Source organism: Tannerella forsythia 92A2 (genome assembly GCF_000238215.1).
In the GTDB taxonomy this organism is placed as follows: domain Bacteria; phylum Bacteroidota; class Bacteroidia; order Bacteroidales; family Tannerellaceae; genus Tannerella; species Tannerella forsythia.
Window position 1 is genome coordinate 1481606 of record NC_016610.1, and the last position, 26578, is coordinate 1508183.

Genomic DNA, 26578 nt, shown 5'->3' on the forward strand with positions numbered 1-26578 from the left:
TTCGCATGGCTACAAAAGAAAAACATAAAAAAACAGAGAACATGAAATTCAAATGGGTATTCTTTTTTTTGATGATTGGGCTGATACTTGCAGGATGCGAGAGGGAGCAGGAGATCGAGCTCCCCGAAGCAACGGTAGTCATTGAAAATTACAACGGAAACGCCATTGTTCAGGAGCCTGCGGGCGAGGTGGAACTGAGCATCGTCTCCCAGTCGTTGGCCGGAATAAAGAAGCTCGAAGTGCTCGCCAACGAGTCGGTTATAGAAACGCTGGAGACCGAAGAACGGTTCACGCACCGATACGCCTACACCTACCGTGTGGCGAAGAACGCCCGAACGGGCGATGAAGTCAGGCTCATTTTCAGGATGGAAGACCGGAGAGGACGGACCGTTTCTTCTCCCGCGGTAATCATACGAGTGGACGAGCCGTTCAGGATCGTCGATTTTGTCCGGGGTGGCCACACGTTTCGGAAGATTTACGGAAGAATCAACAAAGACCTTACGCTCACGAAAAAGGAGAAATGGCTGGTTGACAGCATTGTAAGTGTAGACCAGGGGGCGACGCTCACAATCGATCCGGGCACGACGGTCTATTTCCGCACGTTCTCGAACAGCGATAAACTCAGCCTGCTTTCCGTGATGCGGGGAGGTAAAATCGTGGCCGAAGGCACACGCACCGAACCGATTGTTTTCACAAGCGATAAAACGCTGTCGGGAAATCCCGTCCGCGGAGACTGGGGAGGCGTATCGATTCACGGGAATGCTCCTACGAATGCAGGGAAGACGGTGCTGCGCGACGGATTCAGGTACGGAGGTACCCACGTTTCCGATAACTCGGGACGCTTGCGCTTCGTTCGGATCGAATACGCCGGGAAGAAACAATATCACGCCTTGCAACTGTTCGGAGTGGGGAGCGGCACGAAGCTCGAATACGTGCAGGTGTTCGAATGTCACAACAACGCGTTCCGGATGCGGGGCGGAAGAGTCTCTTTAAAATACATCTCCGGCATCCAACACGGCGGTTATGGCATCTGGGCCGACGAAGGATGGCAGGGCAACGGTCAGTTCTGGCTGTTCCAAACCGGCATCAAGGCCACGCTTATCCCCGTCAATTACTGGAATCAGGCGCGCAGTATCGAATTCCGGAACGACGACTCGTTCTACGAAAAAGAGCCGCGCACCACGTTTAAGCTCAGCAATCTTACGCTTATCGGCAACGGATACGCCGAAGGTGGCGATCACGGCACGCGGCGCGGCATAAGAATCAGAACGGGAGCGCAGGGGCTTCTGCATAATGCCATCGTTACGCAATTTCCGAGCGATGCCGTACGTGTGGAAGATCTCTCCATCGAGTCGCTGGGAAGCAGCATGCTTATCGACAATATGCGCTCTTACGACAACTTGGCCAACTGGGAGCAGGAGGCAAAAGACTATTTTTTTAAAAGCAATCGCTACAATCTGAAAGAGATGCCCGTCGGAGGCATCTCCATCGACGATTTTACGGGAATCGAACCTAGTCCCTACAATCCTGCGGCCATGAGCAGCTGGTTTACGAGCGCCTCCTATATCGGCGCGGTAGATCCGAAGAACGACTGGACGGCCGGCGGTTCGTGGTTTAAAAATAAGGACGGTTCCTTCAGATAACCGATATGAATTTATTAACGATAAAACAGTATGTACAATGAAACCAAAAAGACATGAATGGATAATGGCTGCACTGTTTCTGGCAGCGATTATCGGCGGCACATCCTGCAAAGACGACAAGCCTCAGCTCGCTACCCCCAAGATTGCGATAACAGGCGCCGATTCCATCGATCTGGCACCGGGAGAAACGGTAAAGATCTCTCTCGCTCTGGAAGGAGACGGAGGAGCCAAATCGGTAGTTGTTACGAAGAACGGAGGATTCCTCAAGGAGTTTCCGGTACATCCTACGGCAACCCAGTTTGTATATACCACGGAGGCGTTGCCTAATAGCCTGAAAGAAGGAGAAATGCTCCGATACGGCTTTATCCTCAGCAACACCAACGACGTTGACAGCAAAGAGATTCCGTTTGTAATCAAAACGGCTCTTTACCCGAAGATTAAGGTTGGTGAAACCGAACTGTACAGCTTGAATGTCGGAACCGACGGCATCGTACCTTCGGGCAGCGAAATTACCCTGATCAAAAAACGAAACTACTTTGTTCCTTATGCGCTTACCTTCGAAGCCGGCTCGAAGCTGAAAATCGAAGAAGGCGTACATGTGTACATGAATGCGAATGCGGCGTCACCCGTCAAGATCGAGATTCAGGGCGAGGCGGATATCGTCGGTACGGCTTCGGCTCCCGTCGTATTTACCAGCTCCAAAACGCTGACACCCGCAGAGCCAGTCAAGAGCGGAGACTGGTCGGAGTTCCGCCTGAGAGGTCCGGAGTCCGCCTCCTCGAACGGAAAAGTGAGCTATGTGCGGATAGAGTATGCCGGCGAACGTTCTTTTCGGCTTGCAAACGTAAGCGAAGCGACCCAAATCGATCATGTGCAGGTGTACCGGTCGTCCGGCGAAGGCGTCATGATTACCGACGGAAAAGCCCGGTTGAAATACATCGTAGCTACCGACTGCGAAGGCGGTTCTTACCGGTTGGGAGACAAATACGCCGGAAAGATGCAGTTCCTCCTCTCCGTCAACTCACAATACTTCAAGGAAAACGACGATTTCACCATCCGTGAAAAGGCTTCCCCCGTCGTATCGAACGTTACCCTGTTGGGCCCCGGCGCCGAAACAAAAAAGAATACACACGGCATGCGGATGAGAGGCAGTTCCACCCCGAAAGTATACAATTCGGTTATTGCCGAATTCCCGAGAAGAGGCATCAGAGTTGCCGAAGAAGTAAAAATAACCGACCTCAACGGTTCGGCAGTATTTGCCTATTCCTATGTGTTCAACGTACCCAAAGACCCGTTCCGCGATCTGGCCAAAGCGTTTGCCGGCACTTTCAATGCCGATGGGACCATTGCCTCCAATCCGTTCCATAATAATGCGACCAAGCTGGAAGAAGGGAACTATACGCTCAAACCCATCGGAGGGATCGGTGTCAAAGACTTTGTCCCCGATACCGAACCGAAGAGCACATTCAATCCCGCTTCGTTAGACGCGTTCTTTTCGGCGGCCGAATTTGCGGGAGCGGTGAAGAATGCTGCGGAGGACTGGACAAAAGGTTGGGTGAAAAATCCCGATGGAACCATCAGATAAAAGAACAATCTCCGACAGATGCCTGTTTCTTCACAAAGGAGCAGGTATCTGCCCGATGAAAGACAAGAAAAATGAAAACAGGTCATCTCTTTTTCATCCTCCTACTTCTGACAGGAAGCTGCCGGTTGACGGCACAAGAGGTATCGCCCGAATTGCAGGCTAAATGGGATAAGGAAAGTTCCGAACCTCAAACGCCCCTGTTACGCTATGTTCCGTCGTCACTGCCCGACCGGATCACGCTCGTTCCTTTATCGGCCGGGGCGAAGGAGATCGCCGTTACGTGGAGAACCGATACCACCGTAAAAAGCGGAACGATAGAAATCATCCCCGGCAACTCGATCACCTTCCCCAAAGATCGGCGCGAACGGATAGAGAGCACTTTCAGCGTCGTTCGATACAAAGACTATCCGATGCACTACCACAAGGCGGTTCTCCGCAACCTGTTCCCCGGCAACATCTATAAATACAGAGTGGGAAACTCTCCGCAGTGGAGTGCCTGGCATACTTACAAACATGAACATTTCACCGATACGATAAGCCTGCTTTATTTCGGCGATACGCAAAACGGCATCTACAATCATGCGGCAAAAATTTACAAACAGGCGATTCGAAAATTCGACCGGGCAAAGCTCGCAGTATACATCGGCGACCTCATCAATCATGCCAACAACGATTACGAATGGACCGAATGGCATACGGCGACCGACGATGTGAACACCTCCATGCCGGTGATCGCCACACCGGGCAACCACGAATATCTGAAAGACTTAAACGGTCGGAAAGTACAGCTCTCCGCCTATTGGACTTCCACTTTCCCATTCTCCTACACGTGGGATGCAGGCCCGTTCTACCTCGATTTCGGCTTTGTCCGCTTTATCGTGTTAAATTCGAACGAGAAGCTCGACGAACAGGGGCGATGGCTCGATTCGGTGTTGAACGAGACCACACAGGACTGGACGGTACTCGTGTGGCATCATCCCGTATTTTCGGGGGCCCGGAACCGCATCAACAAGGGATTGCAAGAGAACTGGCTGCCGGTGATTGAGAAGTACCGCGACAAGATCGGACTGGTCTTGCAAGGGCACGACCATACCTATGCGCGAGGTGGGTTGCCCGAACGCAACAAAAGCCGGACCCATCCGTCGCATCCCGTATTTACCGTTACGGTAACCGGAAATAAATTCTACGATTTGGAAACGCAGCCGTGGATGGACGTGGCCGTTCCCAACGTCAGTTCGTATCAATACATCGAAATCACAAAAGATAAGATCGTTTACAAAGCGTACAGCGAGACCGATCATCTGTTGGACGAATTTGAAATCCGTAAATGAGTATGTGCGCCGGAAAGAACCTTCTCGCCTTCGTCGTCTGTTGTATCGTTCTACCTCTAACCCTCACGGCACAAGCCGATTGTTCCTTTAAGTGGCTCGATGAAAAAACCCTTTGTGTAACCGACGGCGTAAGTGAACAGGTCTATCTCTGGGATAAAGGAATGCTGCGGCTTTTACGGGCAAGGTCGTTGTCACGGACAGCGAGTGACCTGTTTCCCGCAGCCCCCTCCGACAGGAGCAGCGACAGCGACAGCCCCGTCGCCACATCGTGGCAAATCAGCCGGTCGGAGGCCACCGAAAGGCGTTCGGCATATACGCGGATAGACCTGCACGCCGCTTTCAAAGAGTATGAACTGACGCGCAGCCTGTGTATCTACGATGATTGCCCGGGGATTGAATGGCGGCTTTCCATGAAAGGGAAGAACAGCTTGTTCCCTGTTACTTCTTCGGCTGATTCCGATCCGGTCGAACATTCCGAACGATTGCAAGGCGACCGGCCGCACTACTTTTTCATGCCTTTCTCCGTGCCGCATTTTGGTGTCCGAGTCGTCTCTTTCCGCGAAGCGACCGACCACCATACCAACATCGTCCGGTCAAGCAGCGAGCTTCCCTACCGCAAACCTCAATATTACAGAGGGTCGATTTTGCTGGCCAACCGCAATGGGCGAAGCGACGAGGTGCATCTGGCCGTAAAGATGGCGCCGTTGCAGGAAGCGCAGTCCGCTTACGCAGGCTTCGATTTCAGCACCGATTTCACCGGCTTCAAGGTGCATTCGCCTGGGTTCGACTTTTCCGACGGGTGCGATACCTGCCGACAAGAGGCGTATCCCCTATTCTCGGTGATGTATGCCGCTAGCGAAGAGGAAGCGCTCGATAGGTATAAAAAATACGAGCTGGCGGTTCACAAATACCTCCCTCATCGCGACAATACGTTGACCATGAACACCTGGGGCGATCGCAACAAGGACAGCCGCATCAACGAATCGTTTATCCTCAATGAATTGGGAGCGGCTGCCGCTCTGGGCATTACCCACTATCAGATTGACGACGGATGGCAACAAGGCCTGTCGAAAAACTCGGCCGAAAAAACCAACCTTCTATGGGACGACTGGCAGGCGTCGGATTGGGAGGTAAATAGCACGCGCTTTCCGCATGGACTGAAGAAAGTGAAAGAGAAAGCCGATTCGTTGGGCATATCGCTGGGGCTTTGGTTCAACCCTTCCAAGAACGACCGGTATGCCGCATGGGAGCGTGACCGGAATATCCTGCTCGATTTGCATCGCAAGCACGGAATATCCTGGATAAAAATCGACGGAGTGGAAATCGGAGACCGCCTCTCGGAGAGCCGCGTGCATCGAATGCTGAGCGAAGCTCAGAAGGAGAGCGCCAATCGTTTGCAGTTCAATATGGATGTAACGGCGGGAAAGCGGGGAGGCTTCTTCTACTTTCATCGTTTCGGAAACATCTTTCTCGAAAACCGGTATACCGACTGGGGGAACTATTACCCTCACTTGACCCTCCGAAACATCTGGTCTCTGGCCAAATATGTTCCCGTGCAACGGATTCAGGTGGAATGGCTCAATAAATGGCGCAACGCGAACCGGTATCCGCCGGACGATCCTCTGAAGCCCATGGAGGTACCTTTCGACTATCTCTTTGCCATCACCATGATGGGACAACCGCTCGCCTGGATGGAAGCGACAGGCCTGCCGGCCGAAGCTTTTGAGGTCTCCCGACTGATTCGCCTCTGGCAGTCGGAAAGAGGCCGGATGCAGAAGGGTATTATCCGTTCGGTAGGAGAGGAGCCTGACGGATATAGTTTTCCCGGCTTTGTGAGCACCTCCGGCCATCGGATCTACGTGCTTTTATTCCGAGAGCACACGCTGCTGCCGGAAGGAAGATACGATGTATCGCCCGCCGCGATCGGAGGAAAGCGTTTTGTGAAGCTGGCCGGTGAAGGCGAAGTAATTCACGTCAATACCCATACGGTAAAGGTGAACTATCCCAAGCCGTTCGGCTTCATTTGGGGCTATTTCGAGTGATGCGCTCGCCGGCCTTAAACTCGATCGAGTCCAAGGTCGTTTTTGTGGTCCGTGTTTCCGGACCCTTTAGGCCCATTGATGATTTGAATATTTTTCACACCTCGTTTTTTACCCAAATATGCTATCTTTGTCGTTCTTCAACGCACAAAAGTAGTGCTTTTTTTTCGAGATTCTCAACATGAACCGTCATCAGAAAAACGACCCGGTAGAGAAATACAAGACGTATTTACGCCTTGAAAGAGGGCTGTCGGAGAATACGGTAGAAGCGTATTTAGACGACCTGAAGAAATTGTTTCGGTTCGCAGACGAAGAGCAACGGCCGATTTTACAGATCGAGTATGCTGACTTGCAGCAGTTCGTCGCACAGCTATATGACCTTGGCATCTCCACACGTTCACAAGCGCGCATCATCTCCGGCATCAAGTCGTTCTACCGCTTCCTCGTGCTCGAAGATTACTTGAGCCGCGACCCGACCGAGTTGCTCGAAGCGCCCAAAATCGGGATGAAGCTGCCGGAAACACTCACCCTCGGCGAAATCAACCGACTGATTGATTCCGTCGATCTGTCGACTCCTACCGGACAACGCAATCGTGCCATGTTAGAGGTGCTCTACAGCTGCGGGCTGCGTGTCTCGGAGCTGATCGGCCTGAATTATTCGGATGTTTATTTCGATGAGCAATTTATCCGAGTAGAAGGAAAAGGTAGCAAGCAGCGCCTCGTCCCCATCTCGGAGACAGCTTTGAACGAGATCCGAAAATACCTCTACGATCGCAATGAGATGATTGTCAAGAAGGGTTATGAAGATACCCTGTTTCTGAATCGACACGGTGCCAGGCTGACCCGCATGATGGTCTTCCATATCATCCGGACACAGGCCGAAGCGGCCGGCATTCATAAGACAATCAGCCCCCACACCTTCCGCCATTCGTTTGCCACCCATCTGCTTGAAGGAGGGGCAAATCTACGTGCCATTCAATTGATGCTGGGCCATGAAAAAATCACGACGACGGAACTGTACACGCACATCGACCGCGAATCGCTACGTCGTGAGATCGTCAAGCATCATCCGCGAAATAAAACGTGAGAAGCGGATGCCTTGTTATTCGGGCGCCGTCTCCGACAATTTATTATCTTCGTGGTTCGAAAACGGCAAGGCAAAGATGCCAAACAACCCTGTCAGTGCGACCCATGCTGTCTGAACGGTGAAGACCACTAACGCAAACGCGGCCGCATCCGTCTCATTAACCCCGAAAGCCACAAATGTCGAGATCACCATAAAATGCCACACCCCGATTCCTCCCTGCACCGGCACAGCTACGCCGAGGCTGCTCATGGCAAACGCGATCAATCCGATACGGACTCCCAGATCACGCGTGAAATCGAACGCAAAAAAGGTGATGTAGAAATACAGGAAATATCCTATCCAGATGGCAAAGGTCTGAACCGTAAACTGTATTTTATGCTCCATTCTCCAAAGACTCCGGATGCCTTCCCATACGTTTTTAAGCATTTCCGTCGCTTTACGAACGATCGTCAGATGCTTCATCTTTACAAAAACGAACCAAATACCGCCTCCAAACACCGCCAATCCGACATACGTCCACGGCAGGTTGATCAGCCAATAAAGCGTAGCAATCATTGTCGGTGGATTTTCGGCAAAGAAATGACGAAAAAAGCCGATATTGAAGACACATAGGCAAAGCGTCAACAATCCCACCATAAACGTATCCATCATACGATCGACAAAGAGAGTGCCGAGCAGCTTCGTAAAAGGTACGTTTTCGTACTTCGAGGTGACTCCGCAGCGCCAGATCTCACCCACACGCGGCAAAACCATATTGACGGCATAGTTGCCCAGTACGGCAAAAACGACATTACGGCGTCGCACACGCTTGCCCAGCGAATCAATGAGCATCCCCCATCGAAAACCACGTACTACATTGGCACTCAATCCAAAGATGAGCGAAAACAAAATAATATCGTAACGTACGCCTTGCCTGATCACGTTCATCATCTTCCCGAAATCCTGCTCCCTGTAAAGAAACCATAACAACAGAATACCCAATAAAAGAGGCAATATGATTTTGACTGTTTTGTTGATAATCGGCCTGAAGTCCATAAAAAATCGTTCTTTTGGAGGGCAAAGATAGTGCAATCCCCGGAGTTTGTCAAAACATGTTATCCGAACCTCCCGCCCTTATCAAGTAGAATTTTTTACCTCTCCGAAGAAAAAACGAGCTTTTTTTTGCTATCTTTGCGGCGACTTCATAAAAAAACAAAAAAAATTGGGAACAGATGACGATTATCCGGCCGAAAAAATCTTTGGGGCAACACTTCCTCAAAGACCTCGGGATTGCGCAGCGTATCGCAGAAACGCTGGCGGCATATCGCGGCTTACCCGTTCTGGAGGTAGGACCGGGCACGGGTGTACTCACTCAGTTCCTGCTTGGTGCGGGTCATGATCTGACGGTCGTCGAGATCGATCATGCCTCGATCGATTACCTTCGCACACATTTTTCGGCACTCAACGGACGCATTATCCGCGGGGATTTCCTCGCCATGCACCTCGAGCGTCTTTACGACTCTCCTTTCTGCGTCATCGGCAATTATCCGTACTATATTTCGAGCCAGATATTTTTCAAGGTCTTGGAACATCGCGACCGCGTGGCGTGCTGTTCGGGAATGATTCAGAAAGAGGTGGCCGAAAGGTTAGCGGCTTCGCCCGGACGTAAGACGTACGGTATATTGAGTGCGCTGATCGGGCCGTGGTACGATGTGGAATATCTCTTCACGGTGAGCGAGCAGGTCTTCGATCCGCCGCCCAAGGTTAAGAGTGCTGTCATACGAATGACACGGAACAACCGTACGGATTTGGGATGTGATGAAGCGCTCTATAAAAAGGTCGTGAAAACGTCATTCAATCAGCGTCGCAAAACGCTGCGCAATTCCATGAAGCCTCTGCTGGGTAAAGATTATCCGTGCTATGCCGATGCCATCTTTGACAGGCGGCCGGAACAGCTTGGCATTGACGATTTCGTCCGGCTCACGAAAATGACGGACACGTACCTGCAAAGTAAGAAAGGCATTGTAGAACAAATTTTAAACCATTAACATCATGGCGGAAATTCGTATTTTTTATCGCGAGGAGAACCGGTTGAAAATGTCGAAAGACATCGAAATTCTGAAAGAGGTTCCAATGGATCATTTACTGTGGATCGACCTGAACGATATGCCTGAAGAGACGGAGAGCCGCCTTGAACAGTTTCTCAAAATCTACATTCAGGAAGAGGAAGAGATGGAAGAGATCGAGATCAGTTCCCGATATATGGAAACGGAAAACTCGCTTGTAGCCAATTCGCGTTTCCTGTTGAAAGACTATGATGAGGAGATCGTTTCGTTCATCGTCAAGGACAATATCCTTGTCTCGGTACGCAGTCAGGATTTGGCATCGTTTAACGAAACGACGCGTAAAATATTCGCTAACTCACGTAACTACCCGACCGGCTATCATGTCATGACGACACTGCTCGAAACGCGTGTTGATTATGACGCGGACCTGATCGAGGATTTGACCCGTGAGATTGCCGAGCTCAGCGGCCAACTGAAATCGGAAGAAGATGTAGATAACGAGATTCTGATCTCCATCAAAGACCTGCAGGAAAGAACGATGATTATCCGTGAGAACATCGTGGATAAACAGCGCATTTGCTCGAATATGATCAAGAGCGTGCTCTTTCCGCCCGATGCGAAGGCAAAGATGAGCATCCTGATCAAGGACATCAACTCGCTCTTCGAGCATATCCGGTTCAGTTTCGAGCGTCTTGAATATATGCAGGACACTTTTCTCGGATTGGTGAACATTCAACAAAATAAGATCATCAAGATATTTACGATCGTGTCCGTCATCTTTATGCCTCCCACACTGATTGCGAGTATCTACGGGATGAACTTCAAGACGATGCCCGAACTCGACTGGCGCTACGGCTACGGGTTTTCACTGAGCCTGATGGTGCTCTGCGTCGTGGGTATTCTCTGGTTTTTCAAGCGAAAGAAATGGTTGTAAGAGACAACTGACAGACCACGATGGAATATATTACGAAAGCATGGATACGGCCGCTACGTTCCCCATGTTTCACGGTCTAAATTTCTATACCCAATTGCTTCGGCAATATGGTGAGATCCTATACGATCCGCTCCTTCGAGGTCGGCGACGGTACGTGATACTTTTAGGATGCGGTCGTACGCGCGTGCCGAGAGGTTGAGCCGTTGCATGGCATTTTTCAGGAGAGCCAGGCTTTCGGTGTCGGGCACAGCGTACCGATGCAAATCTTTCGTGCTCATCTGCGCATTGCAATAAATACCCTGATGGCCAGCAAAACGTTTTTTCTGTATTTCACGCGCCCTGATGACACGGCTACGCACCGCTTCACTCGACTCCGAAGGGTGTTGCTCCGATATCTTTTCAAACGGCACAGGTACAATCTCTACCTGTATATCGATGCGGTCGAGCAACGGGCCCGAAATTCGGTTCATGTATTTCTGCACAGCCCCCGGCGAGCAGACACACGGCCGTGACGGGTGGTTATAGTATCCGCACGGACAGGGGTTCATCGAGGCCACGAGCATAAAGCCGGCCGGATAATCGACGGCAAAACGGGCGCGCGAGATGCTGATATGCCGGTCTTCAAGCGGCTGACGAAGTACTTCAAGAACACAGCGGTTAAACTCCGGCAACTCGTCGAGAAAAAGTACGCCGTTGTGCGCCAAGCTAATCTCACCGGGCTGCGGAAAAGTGCCACCGCCCACCATAGCTACGTCGGAAATTGTGTGATGTGGTGCCCGAAACGGACGCCGTGCCAGCAATCCTGTGTTCGCACCCATTTTCCCGGCTACGGAATGAATTTTCGTCGTCTCCAGCGCTTCTTGCAGCGTGAGAGGTGGAAGAATAGAGGGTAGACGCTTGGCAAGCATCGACTTGCCACTACCCGGCGGACCGATCATGATCAGGTTATGCCCTCCTGCAGCGGCCACCTCAAGTGCACGCTTGACATTCTCCTGCCCGCGTACATCCGAAAAATCCGTTCCGTCATCGTGCTGCCGGCGAAAAAAATCATCGTACATATCGACCGTCGTTCGCTCCAACTCACGCTGACCGCTGAAAAATTCGATGACTTCACGGATATTGTCCGCGCCATATACTTCCAACCCATCGGTTACAGCGGCTTCACACGCATTTTGTTTTGGAAGGATCAGTCCTTTAAAGCCTTCTTCATGCGCCTTGAGAGCAATGGGCAATGCCCCTTTGATCGGTTGCAGGCTGCCGTCGAGCGAAAGTTCGCCCATCAGCATGAATCGGCTCAGGCACTCGTCACTCAAGGTGCCTGCAGCCGCAAGAATCCCGATCGCTAATGGAAGGTCGTAGGCCGAACCTTCCTTCCGGATGTCGGCCGGTGCCATATTGATGACAATACGGCTGCGCGGAAACGCATAACCGTTTACCTGCAAGGCAGAGACGATGCGCTCATGGCTCTCACGCACGGCCACATCGGGAAGACCGACGAGAAAGAACTGAATCCCTTTCGTACAATTCACTTCGATGGTGATCAGCGTGGCCGATATCCCATGTACGGCGGCGGCATACGTTTTTACTAACATAGGCGTATTCGTTTCGTTAACTGCAATATACAAATCATACATGCAAAGCTAAATGATTTTGTTCGAATTTACAAATAAAACGAAAGACGAAGTGTCCGGAAATATCTTCTATGGCATATGGATGTTAAACCGTATCTTTGCCGAAAGTTGGAAACATAGACTGGTATGGAAGATGAAAAAGAAGAAATGTCGAATGCAGTCGTCATCGTGTCTCTCGGGCCGGGAGACCCTGAACTGATCACGCTGAAAGGGTTGAACCGTCTGCGGAGGGCAGACCGCATCTTTTGTCCGGCTACGCTCGCATCTGATGGAACCATCGTTTCCCGCACACAGAAAATTCTGAACGAAGCAGGTATTCCGGAGACGAACATCCGCCTGTTCCCCGTAGCCATGGACACTGATCGCTATGCAGCCATGTACGATTATGCCGATGTCGTGCGAAATATTGAGAAGGAATACGAAGCCGGACACCATGTGGTGATAACGGCCGAGGGCGATGCCGGTTTCTATTCGTCATCGTCCTGCATAAGCGACATGTTAACCGTCCGGGGGATTCCGATAGAAAGGATCGCCGGCGTACCTGCTTTCATCGCATGTGCGGCGTCGGAAAACATACGCATCTCCGAGCGTGACGAAGAGGCAAGCATAATCACTCGCCTCTCGTCGGCGGAGGAATTGATCGGGTACATCAAGGCGGGACGCACCGTCGTCCTGATGAAAGTCTCACGGTTCGAAGCCCTTGTCAAAGAAGCGCTGCAGGATGCGCCTGACAATGTGTCGTTCCATTACTTCGAGAACACCGGAATTCCGGAAAAAGCGTACTACACACACCGGATAAACGATATCCTTTCTCGCCGTTTCCCCTATTTTTCACTCCTGATCATCCGAACCGAACGGACGCAGAAAGCATAAAGTGAAATTTGGGACAATCATTCATGATCTGCGGTTATCCGAATATCATGCCTTCAGAAAAATCCGGCGGTCATACATCCATTTCACGATCCAAAGCACAACGAACGACTGAAAGCATGTACCCACCAACGGGTAATAGGCTCCCATCCATTGCTCCAAACCGAAAAAGAGAGAATGAGAAACGGAACGAAAATCGACGACTTCAAAGAGACAATATGCCGCAATCGAATTCATCCCATAATATTTGAACCAATCCGTTCCGAAACGGTATCCTTTCATATCCACCACATAATAGAACAATCCCATCAAAAGGAAACAAACTCCGCCATAAAAAAGTGTCATAGAACTGCTCCAGATTCTTTTTATCAGGGGAAAAACAGGATCCATCAACAGGGCGGCGACTACAAGCGAGACACCCGTAATCAGCAGTCGCATCAGACGCTGACGGGCTGTCTTGCGTAATCGCAGGATATGCCCGGCAAAGCTGCCCGTCATAACCGTAACGACAAAGTTGAGGCTGCTCAATATCCAAGTGTAATGATACGCCGGATCGAATTTCCAACTACCGTCGGCTTCCGTAATTATGCCGTCGCGGAAACGTCCGAGCACACAACGGTCTATCTCTTCCGCTATATTCGTGCCGGGTTCCCAGTTCATCCCGCCGACCGTAGCGAATACCAGCAGGTAGGCGATGAAAAACAGTACAGTCGCACCGAGTTGCACACGAAAAGAAAACCGGACATAACAAAATGCCGTCACGACATATCCCACGGCGATGGCTTGGAGTGTGTTGGCGAAAATATGGAAACGATTGGGATCGAGCGCCAACAGGTTGCCCTGTACAATCCACCCCAAAAAGAACAGGATGACAAACCGTTTGAGCAATTTCAAATAAAACGAGTGGCCCGGCTTAGCCCCCCGCTTATATTTCGACAACGCAAACGGAACCGTAATGCCGGACATAAACATAAACAGAGGCATAATTAAATCCCAGAAGGCCACTCCGCGCCATTCGACATGGGTAAACTGGCGAGCAAGCGGCGCCCATGCGGGATTATCTGCAATCTCCAACCACGTCATCAAGATCGGTTGCAGCATCAGCAGGCAGAACAAGTCGAAGCCCCGCAACAAATCAAGCGAGACCAAACGTTTTTCGGAAGAAGAATCCATCATTTCAATTCTTTCGCATAAATTGAGTTGCCGAATTACCCGGATGTAATCCCGTCACGGCCTCTACCCTGATAATCACTCCCAGATCGTTATATCCCGTAGCCTCTTCCCAGCAGTGGCGGTTCGCAAGTCGTACGGAAAATTCGGGACGGTCGTGCAACGCCGGCTCCGGGTCGGGCAGGAAGAGGAACAGCCTATAATTACCCACAGTAATATCTTTCGGTAAGGTTACTTTCGCGTCCAATTGCAACTCCTGTTCCGGCTGCCAGCGTCGCGGATCGTCGGGCAGCGAGGCGGTATAGACCGTCTTCCCGTCTGCGGAGCGAAGAATCAGTTCGACCTTCCGGGGATTGAACATCGGAGCATAGCCCACGTTCCGCAGCTTGACGGACAGCGTTACGTCGGTGCCGGGGGCGTGTTTGTCGGAAAAGCGTCCCTCTTGCAAGACGAGACGATACCCCATATTACGGACTATATCGTCCATACAGCCCTGTTCAATCCAGCGGTCAAGCACCCCCTTATAGTAACTTCGGTTCAGGTACGACCATCGCAGGTTGCGCATCTCGGCTTGAGCTTTGGCGCAATCGGCCGGATCGACATCTCTGGGCTTACACGTTTCGCCCCCTATGGGGACGTACAGACCCTCGTCATGCAGATATTGCTTTTCGTTCGCGATGTCGGTGTACGTGCCTACATCGTTCTTACTGGCCAGAAAGCAGTCGTTATGCATCCCGATACGCGCTCTGGCACTCTTTCCGAACGCATCGCCGGACGGCAACGCATCCTGTGTGCCTACATATTTGCGTTTATAATCGGGCTTACGAACTTGTACGAACCGATCGACGGGCAAGACATCGAGCAGTTTATCCAATAGTTCTTTCCTCGCCTTATCGGTATTCAGACCGTTTGTCGAGCTGTGCCATTCACCCCACGCTCCGATAAAGCCGGCCTGCAATACGGCGATCACGTCTTTGTTACGCTCGAGGACGGGCCGAAGCTGTTCCAAATGCCGAAGGATGATTTCTAACGGAGCATCCGGCTCCGTGCCGCTGTTGGAATAGGCGAAGCGCACGATGGCTTTCCCTCCCGATTTGCGAAGGGTTTCCATGTCGTTGTCTATCTGCGAAAGCTGCTCGCCACTCAACGGGGCGTTTCGGAACTCCTTCAGATAGTAAAAGCGATAAATCAGCGTGATGTTTTCGTTCCGGCACTCGCGTACCTTACGTTCCGTCAGGGCGTCCTCGCTTATCGAATACCTGTAGAAGCCCCGCTCCGGATTGGGGAACAGATCGTCGGAAGCGACGTATTTCACCGTCTGCATCGGTACGTCGGGTACCGGTGAAGGACTGTCGCTGCTACAGGCTGCCGCCCAAAGCAACGCCGATAAAGACAATATTGCTCTCATAGATAGATTATTTATCATATCCGGGATTTTGTTTAACGAATCCTTTACCATCGGTAATCACCGTCAAAGGTAATGGATATAATTCTTTATTAGGAGTTGCGTACGGTGTTTGTGTTACTTGTACTGCATGTTGTATAAACTTGTTGTGACGGATGAGATCTGCACGGTATTGCCCGTTTTCGCACCAGAACTCATGGCTTCTTTCCGTCAGCAGCTGTCGGATAAACTTTTCCTGCGTATTATAATCTGTCGTCTTCAGACTGCTCAGTTTCGCCCTGTTGCGAATCGTATTGACGTACCCCATTGCTTCTTCGTAATCATTCGTCGTAGCGCCGGGTTTCATCACCAATGCTTCGGCCAAAGACAGATAAACATCGGCATAACGGTAAATGATGATATCTATATCCGATAACCCGCCTGCACCGAGCACTCCCGTATCGTAGCCATACTTCAATGCAATCGGCCCGGTAGCCAGAAACGAAGCATCCGTATTGCGATCGATCAAAGCCCCGCTGGAACTCGTATAATGATCCAGCAGATACGTTTTACGCGTATCCTCTTTCTCAAAAGTATCATAGAACCACCACGTACTGGTGCACGTACCCCATCCGGCATCCATTCCGTTCTGTTTAAAATCGGTAGGCAACACCATCATGTGCCACTGATTTTCGTTCGGGCCGCTACTGGAACTCGGTATTGCCCAGATCAGTTCCTTGTTGGCGCTTCCCTGCCCTCCGAGTTCGAACATCGACGGGTAATCGCTTGCCAGTTTGTATCCGTAATCGGGCTGCATCAATTCGCGCGCCAAAGTCTCTACTTTCTTATAATAGTTCTTGTCAATAACCGTTTCATGCAGATAAAGCCTGATCAACAACATCTTGGCCAACCCTTTGCTGAACTTACCGTATTCGGTCGCATTCGGAAAAGGGAGCTGCTCGGCAGCAAAAAGCAGATCGTCTTCGATGAATTTCACCATCTCCTGTCTTGACAGACGAGGCAGCGGTTTCTCCACCAGCGGATTCAGCAATACATCAATCGGAGCTACCACCAGCGGACCGTACATATCGTATAGGATATACGAAAGCATGGCGCGGGCGCATCTTACCTCAGCTTCGTAACGTTTCTTCAATTCATCGGACAATGCGCTCTTCCCGATCTGATCCAATACGATCGTACAGCGACTGATTTTGTTGGCAAATCCGTCGGGGGAGTTTGACGCCCCGTCTTCCGAATCTTCTTTGATATAATAAAAACGGGTGACTTCCTGCGTTTCGGGGAAAAAGTTAAGCTCCGAACATATCTGCGCCTCTCCCCACGTGCCGGTAAGGATCTCGGTAGTCGCATCGTTTATGAACATTACGCCTCGTTCGGATGTGGAGTGTATCCCGTTAGACCAGTTTCCTCTAAGCGGATTATAGCACGACAATACGAGTGCTCTCAGGTCTTCTTCGGTTTTCGGGAAATTCGACGGGGTTACTTCGGAGTAATCGACAGGATTCAGTTCGACACAACTGTTCAGAGATGCGCCGGCGACTGTAACGGCAATCAGAAAGGTACTTATATATTGTTTCATATTCTTGGATTTTAAAATGAAAGATCGACTCCGAAACTGAAAGTTTTTGCGTTTGGATAGGAAGCGGTGTAATAATCGGTTTCGGGATCGAGTCCTTTGTATGGAGTAATTAAAAACAGGTTGTTGGCTGCGGCATGCACTCGCAAGTGGGAGATGACCTTGGCTCCTGACAGAATACGTTTCGGGAACGTATAACCGAACGTTATGTTCTGCATGCGGATAAACCAGGCTTTCTGATAGAAAAAGTCTCCTGCCGTATAATTGTTGTTCCACCCGTAGAAAGAGCTGGGATGTGTGGTCGAGGGATTATCCCATGTCCACCGGTTTTTTACCATACGCAGAGCATTGTAACCGTATCGTGCGATCCCGTCGGCTGAAATACCGTATTCGAGGGCTGTAGGATCTTGCATGAGACGATCGAACATGCCGTTCAGATGGAAACTCAGGTCGCAGTTTCCGTATCTGAGAGTATTTGTCATACCTGCCAACCATCCGGGATCTGCCGAACCGATCAGTTCGGTATCGGCATCGTCGATGATATCATCGCCATGTCCCAGAAGTTTGAAACGCCCGTTTTCGTCGACGACGGGATTTCCCTGCTTGTCGCGTACATAGCCGTTATTATCCTTTATCACCACCTGTCCGGGCACCAGCAGCGGTTGAGCTTTCGGCGTCTTCTCGCCTTTTTGCATGATATGACTGGCACGCCGGGCATAGATCGGCCGAACCGGTGCATCATATTTTTCATATATGGCAGGTTTCCAGTCGTCCGTCCGTTCTTTCCAACGGTCTTTATATTTTGTGAAAGTAAAATCCGTTGTCCATGAAAAATTTTTCAATACCATATTTCTCGTATTCAGCGTAACTTCTATTCCGGTGCTTTGGGTTTTTCCGATATTGGCCATTACGCGGGTTAATTCTTGATACGTATTCAACGGCTTATAGCTGAGCAGATCGGAAATGACCTTATCATAATACTCGGCAGAACCTGTAATACGGTTATTAAACAACCCGAAATCGATCCCAAGATTCCATTCCGTTGTCGTTTCCCATTTCAAATTAGGATTACCGAACCGTTGCTGGAAAACGCCTATTTCTTTCGATTTATCTTCTTTATTCCAGGCTTCGGATGTATAATAGCCTGGGAAAGCGTTCGTACTGATATCCGAGTTTCCGGTCTGTCCCCAGCTGACCCGTAGCTTGAGCATGCTCAACCAGTCCGACATCTTCCGCATAAACGCCTCCTCGCTGACGGTCCATCCCAATGCGACAGACGGAAAATAGCCCCATTTATGATTTTGGGCAAAAACGCTTGCGCCGTCGGCACGCAATGTGGCCGTCACCAAATAACGGTCTTTGAGTACATAGTTGGCGCGAAAAAAATATGACAGCATCTTGTTGTCGGTATATCTCGACCCGACAATCTTCGTTCCCGTACCGCCTCCCAGATTGTGATACATAAAAGCATCCGTCAAGAATTTATTGTTGCCGAGATTCGAACTTTCGTAATTGAATCGTTCGTACGATGTTCCGGCCAGAAGATTCATCTTGTGAATATTCGCAAATGTTTTTTGATAGGTGGCTGTCGCCTCGAGCAGGTACTGATTGTTTTTTACATTGTAAATGGTTGCCACGCCTTGCAGATTATAACCGTTGAGGGTCGTTTTGGGTTGATAGGTCTTTCGGCTCTGCGCCGCATAATCGAGCCCTGCATTGACACGGAGTGTTAGCCCGTTTAACGGAACAGCTTCGATAAAGATATTTCCCAGCAGGCGATCGATATTCCCCCGGTCGATATTGTTCAGTAACGAATACGGATTAGGCTGTGTGCCGAGCAAAGGATTTACAGGGTATTTGCCCGTCTCGGGATCATACGCCTTGATATGCGGCCCCATCTGGATAGCAGAACGAATGATCCCCGAATTTTCATATTGTTCCTTGCCAAGCTGCGTATTGTCATTCGCAATACGGGTTAGAGTAAGGTTCAATCCTGTTTTGAAAATGTCGAGAAATCGCTGATCTATATTCGTTTTCATCGTATAGCGCGTTAACCCCGAATTACGTATGATCCCTTTATGATCGAAATAATTGAAAGACAACATATATTGCGTCTCTTTGCTTCCACCCTGTAAATTGATATTATGCTCCCGTATTTGTCCGTTCCGGGTCACCAATCCTAACCAGTCCGTACCTTGTCCGGCATTCTTAATCTGTTCTTCGGTGTAGGGACGACTGTATTTCAGACCGTTTACAGGAGAAGCCAATGCTTCTTCCATGGTCCGGGTTCCCCATGGACTGACCTTGTTGTTCCATAGCCAAAGCTCCCATGTGGATTTGTTTTTTTCAACCATCCATTCCTGCAACGACAACAAATCATAGCGGTCCGAATATCGCTGATAAGAATAATTGTACGAATAATTCACCCGGGCTTTGCCTTCCTTCCCCCGTTTCGTCGTAATGATAACGACTCCGTTAGCAGCACGTGCGCCGTAGATAGAGGTAGCGCTCGCATCTTTCAGCACTTCGACGGATTCCACATCATTCGGGTTCAGAAAATTTAAAATACCTTGTGTACCGGGATTCATCTTGCGGTCCGACGTCTCGATCTGATCTAACTTGGCAATGGGAAAACCGTCGACAATATACAACGGATCATTGCTCGCATTCACAGAACCCGCACCCCGCACCAGGATATCCAATCCGCCACCCGGCTGTGCACTGTTTTGGCGTACATATAAGCCGGCAGCTTTCCCCACCAACACATGTCCGATCGAAGATGCACCCGCCAAACCGATATCTTTTGTCTTCACAGTAGAAACGGCTCCGGTCAAATCACGCTTCTTCATCGTTCCATATCCGATAACAATCACATCATCAAGCATCTTGGCATCCTCGGTTAAAATGATCTTACGGTATCCATCGCCGGATAATGCCACTTCATGCGTCGCATACCCGATATATGAAACGACAAGCGTCCCCTCTTCCGGAACTTCCAGCGTATATGCACCGTCTATGTCGGTTATCCCTCCGATCGTCGTATTTTTTACACGTATATTCGCACCTATGACAGGAAAACCCTCAGAATCCATTACTTGGCCGCTAATAATTTGAGTAGATTGCGATTTCTTTCCGGATGGGTCCGTCTTCTTCCGTACCAACAATATGCGCTTGTCTGAAACGGAATAAGCGATATCCGCATTTTTAAAAACTTCTCTCAATACAGTATCGATATCTGCCTGCTGCAGATTTACCGAAACCGGTTGCTCCACATCAATTTGTCGTTCTTCATAAAAAAACTTATAATCGGTTTGCTGCTCGATAACTTCAATAAACCGTTTGAGAGGCTTATTGACCAAATTGACACGAATCTCCTGCGCATATACAGGCACAGTAAGCAAGCCGTTGATAAATAACAATAACAGACAGGTTTTTCGTAGAAGCCCTGTCCGAATACTTTTTCGATCACGTTGCGTATGTTCCATACAAGTCCTGTTAACAATATTATTTAACATATCTATTTCCGTTGAAATTTAATGCATATGTCAATAATGATACACAACCCAATAAAAATACTCATTCATACACTTCTGTATTAACTATATTTAACGCTTGTCTTGCCATGAATACCTTGAGACAAATGCACTGACAACGCCTAAAGTAAACGATTCTTTTCCTTCGCTTTTTCGATCAAAATCCCGAAAAAAAGAAAAACGAGTATATTTGCGGATTCAAGACACAATAGCCATTCATGGAAGAACAGATGCTATTTCATAAGATAAGACAAGGGGACATCGCTTCTTTCGAACAATTATACAAGAAGTACCATCCCTCCATATACGCTTTTTGTAAACGGTTGATATATGATGACGAAAAAGCCAAAGATTTGGTACAAGAATGCTTTATCATCTTTTGGGAACATCGTAACCGTATTCTGAACCCCGAAGCAGCTTATACATATATGTTTCGGACAATAAGACATTTATGTCTCAGGCAAATACACAGAGATACCGTCCAGAAGAACTTTTCAAACATAGAAATGGCATTCTTGCAGGAACTGGAGATTTCTTATTACGATGCATCGCAGCAGAATATTCTGGACGATATGAATTTCAAAGAATTAAATACGAAATACGAAGAAACGATCGACAAGTTACCAAAACAATGCCAGACAATATTTAAAATGAGCCGAAACAGCGGCATGCGGAACGAAGATATCGCACGCCAATTGAACTTATCCGTACGTACGGTCGAAAACCAGCTTTACAGAGGGATTAAAATCATTCGCAAATCACTCGAAGCATACCGTTATCTCCTCACTTTCCTGTTTATAATCATCAACCTTTAATTACATTACTGCAATGATAAACGAAAGCTACATTAAGAAATACCTGACAAACGAACTCACAGCGGAAGAATGCCGAGAGCTGGCTGCATGGGTAAAAGCAGACAAACAAAACAGTGATTTCCTGTTTTCTCTAAAAGACACCTACCATCGTATAAACTATCCACGGGATAAGGAAAATGCCGATACGGAACAGGAGTGGCAAAAGTTGAAAGAAAAAATTGCTCAGGCAGCCCAAAACGCCCCGATTACGTGCCGAAGGAAGATCATCCCGACGGCCAAACGCCATCTTTGCATGTATGCGGCAGCTTTAGCCGTTGTATGCATAGTTATCGGTTGGCATATCCGTTCGTTTTCTACAACCGAACACTCGCTGCATGGCGCAATAAAGTTAAAAACAGGCATTGGGCAACAAGCACAGGCAACGTTGCCGGACGGTTCCACAGTCTTGTTGAACGCCTGTTCCGAACTTATTTGTCGGATGAACGAATGGGAAACTGTCCGTAACGTACAACTGAACGGCGAAGCAATCTTTCATGTGACGCATGATCGGCACAGACCTTTCCATGTGCATACCCGGCAATATCGGATACAAGTCTACGGAACGAAGTTCAATGTGATTGCATACGGTGAAGATACGGAAAGCGTGGTGACCCTTGAGGAAGGCAAAGTAAAAGTATATTCGACGAACGAAAGAGATACGGTAACATTACGTCCGCAAGAGAGCTTCGTATATAATAATCTGTCACATACATACGGCATCGAACAACGGTCGTTAAATCATCTTTACGCACTCGAACGCAGGGAAATCCTCCTCGACGGACATACGCTGGAGATGAAAAAAGAAGAACTTTCACGACATTTCGGCTATACGTTCACGATTGCCGAGGAATTGAAGAATGTCACCTACCGTGCGACTCTGCGTGACGAAAGTTTGCACGAATTTCTTTCCGTACTGTCTGACATCACGCCGCAACTTACCTACCGGATCGATCCTTCGTGTCGGACCGTCATACTGCAAAGAAACAACGGAACCGGCTCGGATCAGACGGGAAAGCCGGTATCTCGTTTTGCCCGGAACGGTTCAGGCATCTAATTTCTTCCCGTTGTAAGACCGGGCGAAATAGACGGGGCGGTTCTTGGTCTCATTGAAAATACGCCCGAGATATTCGCCGATGATACCGATGGAAAGCAACTGTACTCCTCCTAAGAAAAGTACGGTGACCATGATCGTCGGGAAGCCGGCCACCGGATCGTCGTAGATCAAGTTCTCGATAAGAATATAGATACCGTAAATAAATGCCAGCAACGATACTGCCGCCCCGAAGACGGAAGCTATCCGCAGAGGGGCAACCGTAAAAGAGGTGATCCCCTCGACGGCAAGATTCAGCAGTTTGAAGAAGCTCCATTTGCTCTCGCCCGCCACACGATCCTGCTGGTCGAACAGAAGCTCTTTCTTCTTGAACCCGATCCAGCTGAACATTCCTTTCGTGTAACGTTGCGACTCCCTCAGCTTCTTTAAGGCTTCGATGCAAATCCTGTCCAACAAACGAAAATCGCCCGTATCCTGTTGGATCGGAACGTGAGCTGCCTTTTGCAGAATGGAATAAAAAGCCCGGGAAAATTTTTTTCGCAGAAAAGACTCCTTGCCTCTCGTCCGGCGTTTGGCATATACGTCATCGTATCCTTCTTCCCAATAGCGGAGCATCTCGGGGATAAGTTCAGGCGGGTGTTGCAGGTCGGCATCCATGATCACCATGCAATCGCCCGTGACATAATCGAACCCGGCCAACATGGCTGCTTCCTTGCCGTAATTGCGCGACATATCCACGTAATTGATACGCAGATCCCTCTCATGAAGCCGTATCAGAACAGCCAATGTATGATCACGGCTACCGTCGTTGACAAACAGTACTTCCCACTGATATTTCCGGTGCGTATCCATCAACGTCCGAAGCCTTTCGTAAAGCTTCGGCAAAGAGTCCTGCTCATTATAGGCCGGTATTAATATCGAAACTTTCCGGGTCATAATTTTTTCGATTTCAAAACGGTTCGAACTAATATAAAATTGACCGGAACCGTAATACCGTATACGGGTACGGGCGCCAGATTCTTCGGCATACCGATATGAATAAACAAGTTTAGCAGTCCGACTTGCAGCAAGTAATTGATGAAATGACTCATTGCAAAGCCGAAACCTTTTTTTGCCGATGGACGGGTTTTGAATGTGAAGTAATTCGAAAGAACAAAATTTGCTAAGAAGCTGACAATATATCCGATAGTGAATGCAAGCGTCGTATTCATCGCCCTGTTGAGCAATAAATAGATGCCGTAGTGAATGCCTGTGGCTACTCCTCCGACAATACAGAACTTGATAAATTCTTTCTGTTGGGTTGAAATCTTCATGTCTTATCGAAAAAACGTACGACGCGCAAAGATATGAATTAATTTATACGTGGCACGCACTCACAAGTACATCCGATCACGAATCTGCAGGGAGGGTATGAATCGCCTCTCCCATCAATGCGATACCCTTTAAAATTCTTGTTCTATATTCTTCAATCGTAGGCTTCCAGCATGTTTGAAGAAAGCCTTTCAACAAATTACGACTGATAAATTTTTCGGCAAACGCGACTGTATTCTTTATACTTAGCTGGTTGTCAGCATGATAGCTTCCCGTGGGTATTTGAGTGTATCCGTGCTTCTCCAAATCCAAGTACGCTTTGACATAAGGAAATTCCAGATTAAACTCTTCGCCGTAATACCAATTGCTTTGCACAACGGTCGTGGGCATCTTCCTGAAAAAAGTCTCCGGTTGCCTCCACAACATATAATCCGACCAAATCCACGCCTGCGAACCGTTTTTTTCCACCTCATCCACAAGAAAATAGAAATCATGCCACCATGCATCATTCTGACGCATCACTACGAATTGATAATGCGACTGATGTTCGGCTGTTTCTTCATCCATCCCTAGATGGAACAGCGGCGGAGTATCGAAAAGAGCGGAGACTTCCCGAATCAGATCGGCGCAGACCCGGTAGTAGGTATCGGTTGATACCATGCGGGAATATTCTTTCATCCAGGTATCGTGTCCTGCCGAGAAGTTCAGTTTAGGGATGGGCTGTATACCCATCGTGCGGATTTTCGACAATTCGCTTTTTAAACGATGGGGAGTCCAGGCACCTTTTACGGCAATCTCGGGATGTGATTCGTAGGCTACGGCATCTCCCAAATCGATAACGACCGTGTTCACTTTTGCCTTTGCCATCGCCGATATGGCGTCATTCCACAGTGCTTCGTCCATGCGTAAATAAGGCCGGTAACCTCTGAACGGTCTGTGAGGCGAAATATATTCTTCCCACATATTGAAACTGAGATGCAACAGGCAGCCCCAGATAAGTTCCGTACCGGACGACAATTCCTCTCCCGCCGATTTGCCAAACGCCCAACCGGGCATGCTGCAGCCGACCCCGGCTATCACGCTTTGTTTAATAAAATCTCTTCTGTTCATTTCGTCATTTTGATGGTCTTGTTTTCGTTCAGGTCGAGAAAGCAAACTTGTTTTTGATTCCGTCTGTCTTTCCATGTGATTTTATATTTCCCTTTGAATCCTCGGAACGTTACATTCCCGTCCTTATCCGGTGCAATCTGCAATTTCGTCTTCCATTCGTGGTTAATAAGACTGTCCAACACGTTATAAACGGGCTTTAACGTCATATCTTTACGAAATATTCCGGAAAACGAGGGTTCTCCTTTGGCTGCGCCTCCGTCCACCACATTCCACCAAGTGATTCCCATCACATCGGGATAGCTAAACCATAACCGATAAAGATTCCGGGCTATTATAGCCTGAATTTGGGAGCCTCTCACGGTACTGTCCGGCGCACAAATCGTGACTTCACTGATATGGATGGGACGCTCGGTCTCTTTTAAGCAATTCAGAACAGCATAATTTTGTGCAGGTGTCAGGAACTTATCGTCTCCCGCCGCAATCTGCCGAGACTCTTCCGATTCGAAAATATGCATCTGCACTCCCACATTGTCGATACGTATATTTCTATCCGACAAATCTCTCACAATTTCAACGTATCTTCTGGTCGGCCCCCAATGTAGATCACATTCATTGGTGTTCAGCTGAGTCGCTGCAGGGAAGTACTGCATAGCCCACTTATAGGCCTTATAGGTGTAATCATCGGGCATCATTCCTCGATTAGCCTGATCGATACACTCATTTACCACATCCCATCGTTGAACGCGGTCTCCATAACGTTGGGCAATGTCTTTTATGTGATTCTGAAAGATTTCTTCCATCTCTCTTCTGTTCTCGGGCATCCACTCCGGGTGTCCGTGCAGGCGCAACCCGTAGATAATAGCATGTCCGTTCATGTTGATATTTTTCGACTTACAGAATGCAACGACGGGATCGGGAGCCGGACGTCTGTATATGTAGGAAGAACCTTCCGTATAACGCGGCTTTCCTCTTTCCGGCTCTAACGTTTTCCAATAAAAAGGAATCGTAGCCGCATTAAATAAGGAACCGAACACGTCTTCGTACTTCTTGTTTCGTTCATCGCTTCCCAAATCGCCAAACAGAAAAAGATTCCCACCAAACAGGAATGAATGTGCGATTTGCTCGATCTGTACGTCACTGTTCTTTTTGATCGATGAAAAACGTATCTCTACATCGATCTTCCTGTTCAAATCAATCTCTTTATCGATTTTTGTCTGGACTTCCGCGTTCCACTGTTCCCAATATCTTGGGGACATCACCGTATCCGTTCCTCGATCCCGACCAAAACCTGCCGATACGTTGAGTAACGTTACGATTATCACCGCAAACATCGTTTTGATTATTCTCATCATTTTTTTATATCGCCCTTATCCTTTCTCCGCTAAAGAAGAAGGATAAGGGGCGGT

20 protein-coding genes are annotated in these 26578 nt (G+C 49.0%); 10 read left to right on the plus strand and 10 right to left on the minus strand.

The window, feature by feature from the left end; translation table 11 throughout:
• Positions 1 to 41: 41 nt before the first annotated feature.
• The 5 genes from BFO_RS06010 (at position 42) to xerD (ending at position 7685) form a co-directional block, all read left to right on the plus strand.
• Complete coding sequence (locus BFO_RS06010; protein WP_041591159.1) at positions 42 to 1643, plus strand: hypothetical protein; 1602 nt, start codon at positions 42 to 44, stop codon at positions 1641 to 1643.
• Positions 1644 to 1680: 37 nt separating this feature from the next.
• A complete protein-coding gene (locus tag BFO_RS06015; protein WP_014224744.1) occupies positions 1681 to 3228 on the plus strand; it encodes a hypothetical protein in 1548 nt (515 codons plus the stop codon).
• A 71-nt stretch (positions 3229 to 3299) separates the two neighbouring features.
• The gene (locus BFO_RS06020) at positions 3300 to 4559 is read left to right on the plus strand and encodes a purple acid phosphatase family protein (protein ID WP_014224745.1); all 1260 of its coding nucleotides are present in this window, start codon (positions 3300 to 3302) and stop codon (positions 4557 to 4559) included.
• Positions 4560 to 4561: 2 nt separating this feature from the next.
• A complete protein-coding gene (locus tag BFO_RS06025) occupies positions 4562 to 6601 on the plus strand; it encodes an alpha-galactosidase (protein ID WP_143569625.1) in 2040 nt (679 codons plus the stop codon).
• A gap of 178 nt (positions 6602 to 6779) precedes the next feature.
• Entirely contained in the window at positions 6780 to 7685 is a 906-nt protein-coding gene (gene xerD, locus BFO_RS06030; RefSeq protein ID WP_014224748.1) for a site-specific tyrosine recombinase XerD, read from the plus strand.
• Between the two features lie 15 nt (positions 7686 to 7700).
• On the opposite strand, the gene BFO_RS06035 is transcribed toward xerD, so the two are convergent.
• Positions 7701 to 8720 carry a lysylphosphatidylglycerol synthase transmembrane domain-containing protein gene (locus BFO_RS06035; protein ID WP_014224749.1) on the minus strand — a complete coding sequence of 340 codons (1020 nt, stop codon included), beginning with the start codon at positions 8718 to 8720 and terminating at the stop codon, positions 7701 to 7703.
• 176 nt (positions 8721 to 8896) lie between these two features.
• Here BFO_RS06035 and rsmA point away from each other — a divergent pair, with 176 nt between their 5' ends.
• Positions 8897 to 9712 (plus strand): 16S rRNA (adenine(1518)-N(6)/adenine(1519)-N(6))-dimethyltransferase RsmA, encoded by an 816-nt coding sequence (gene rsmA, locus BFO_RS06040; RefSeq protein ID WP_014224750.1) that lies wholly within the window; start codon positions 8897 to 8899, stop codon positions 9710 to 9712.
• A 4-nt stretch (positions 9713 to 9716) separates the two neighbouring features.
• On the plus strand, positions 9717 to 10664 hold the full coding sequence (gene corA, locus BFO_RS06045; RefSeq protein WP_014224751.1) for a magnesium/cobalt transporter CorA: 948 nt from the start codon (positions 9717 to 9719) through the stop codon (positions 10662 to 10664).
• A 53-nt stretch (positions 10665 to 10717) separates the two neighbouring features.
• On the opposite strand, the gene BFO_RS06050 is transcribed toward corA, so the two are convergent.
• Positions 10718 to 12256, minus strand: a complete 1539-nt coding sequence (locus BFO_RS06050; protein ID WP_041591161.1) for a YifB family Mg chelatase-like AAA ATPase — start codon at positions 12254 to 12256, stop codon at positions 10718 to 10720.
• Positions 12257 to 12421: 165 nt separating this feature from the next.
• On the opposite strand from BFO_RS06050, the gene BFO_RS06055 reads away from it, so the two are divergent.
• Positions 12422 to 13168, plus strand: coding sequence for a precorrin-2 C(20)-methyltransferase (locus BFO_RS06055; RefSeq protein WP_052299247.1), 747 nt, complete (start codon positions 12422 to 12424; stop codon positions 13166 to 13168).
• Between the two features lie 45 nt (positions 13169 to 13213).
• Here the strand turns inward: BFO_RS06055 and BFO_RS06060 are convergent, their stop codons facing one another.
• From BFO_RS06060 to BFO_RS06075, 4 genes are read right to left on the minus strand one after another with little or no spacing between them, the layout of a single operon-like run.
• On the minus strand, positions 13214 to 14341 hold the full coding sequence (locus tag BFO_RS06060; RefSeq protein ID WP_014224755.1) for an acyltransferase family protein: 1128 nt from the start codon (positions 14339 to 14341) through the stop codon (positions 13214 to 13216).
• Position 14342: 1 nt separating this feature from the next.
• Positions 14343 to 15743 (minus strand): DUF4832 domain-containing protein, encoded by a 1401-nt coding sequence (locus BFO_RS06065; RefSeq protein WP_041590722.1) that lies wholly within the window; start codon positions 15741 to 15743, stop codon positions 14343 to 14345.
• 7 nt (positions 15744 to 15750) lie between these two features.
• Positions 15751 to 17316, minus strand: coding sequence for a RagB/SusD family nutrient uptake outer membrane protein (locus BFO_RS06070; protein WP_014224757.1), 1566 nt, complete (start codon positions 17314 to 17316; stop codon positions 15751 to 15753).
• Positions 17317 to 17327: 11 nt separating this feature from the next.
• Entirely contained in the window at positions 17328 to 20798 is a 3471-nt protein-coding gene (locus BFO_RS06075) for a TonB-dependent receptor (protein WP_014224758.1), read from the minus strand.
• A 278-nt stretch (positions 20799 to 21076) separates the two neighbouring features.
• Here BFO_RS06075 and BFO_RS06080 point away from each other — a divergent pair, with 278 nt between their 5' ends.
• Positions 21077 to 21661: an RNA polymerase sigma-70 factor gene (locus BFO_RS06080; RefSeq protein ID WP_231964132.1), complete on the plus strand. Its 585-nt coding sequence runs from the start codon at positions 21077 to 21079 to the stop codon at positions 21659 to 21661.
• Positions 21662 to 21674: 13 nt separating this feature from the next.
• Positions 21675 to 22754, plus strand: coding sequence for a FecR family protein (locus BFO_RS06085; protein WP_014224760.1), 1080 nt, complete (start codon positions 21675 to 21677; stop codon positions 22752 to 22754).
• Here BFO_RS06085 and BFO_RS06090 read toward each other — a convergent pair.
• From BFO_RS06090 to BFO_RS06105, 4 genes are all read right to left on the minus strand, one after another.
• Positions 22743 to 23687: a glycosyltransferase family 2 protein gene (locus BFO_RS06090; RefSeq protein WP_014224761.1), complete on the minus strand. Its 945-nt coding sequence runs from the start codon at positions 23685 to 23687 to the stop codon at positions 22743 to 22745. The genes BFO_RS06085 and BFO_RS06090 overlap by 12 nt on opposite strands.
• Positions 23684 to 24064, minus strand: coding sequence for a GtrA family protein (locus BFO_RS06095; protein ID WP_014224762.1), 381 nt, complete (start codon positions 24062 to 24064; stop codon positions 23684 to 23686). Before BFO_RS06095 ends, BFO_RS06090 begins: the two co-directional genes overlap by 4 nt.
• A 76-nt stretch (positions 24065 to 24140) precedes the next feature.
• Entirely contained in the window at positions 24141 to 25172 is a 1032-nt protein-coding gene (locus tag BFO_RS06100; protein WP_014224763.1) for a Tat pathway signal protein, read from the minus strand.
• Positions 25169 to 26524 (minus strand): endo-1,4-beta-xylanase, encoded by a 1356-nt coding sequence (locus BFO_RS06105; RefSeq protein WP_231964054.1) that lies wholly within the window; start codon positions 26522 to 26524, stop codon positions 25169 to 25171. The genes BFO_RS06100 and BFO_RS06105 overlap by 4 nt, the downstream gene beginning before the upstream one ends.
• Between the last annotated feature and the right edge of the window lie 54 nt (positions 26525 to 26578).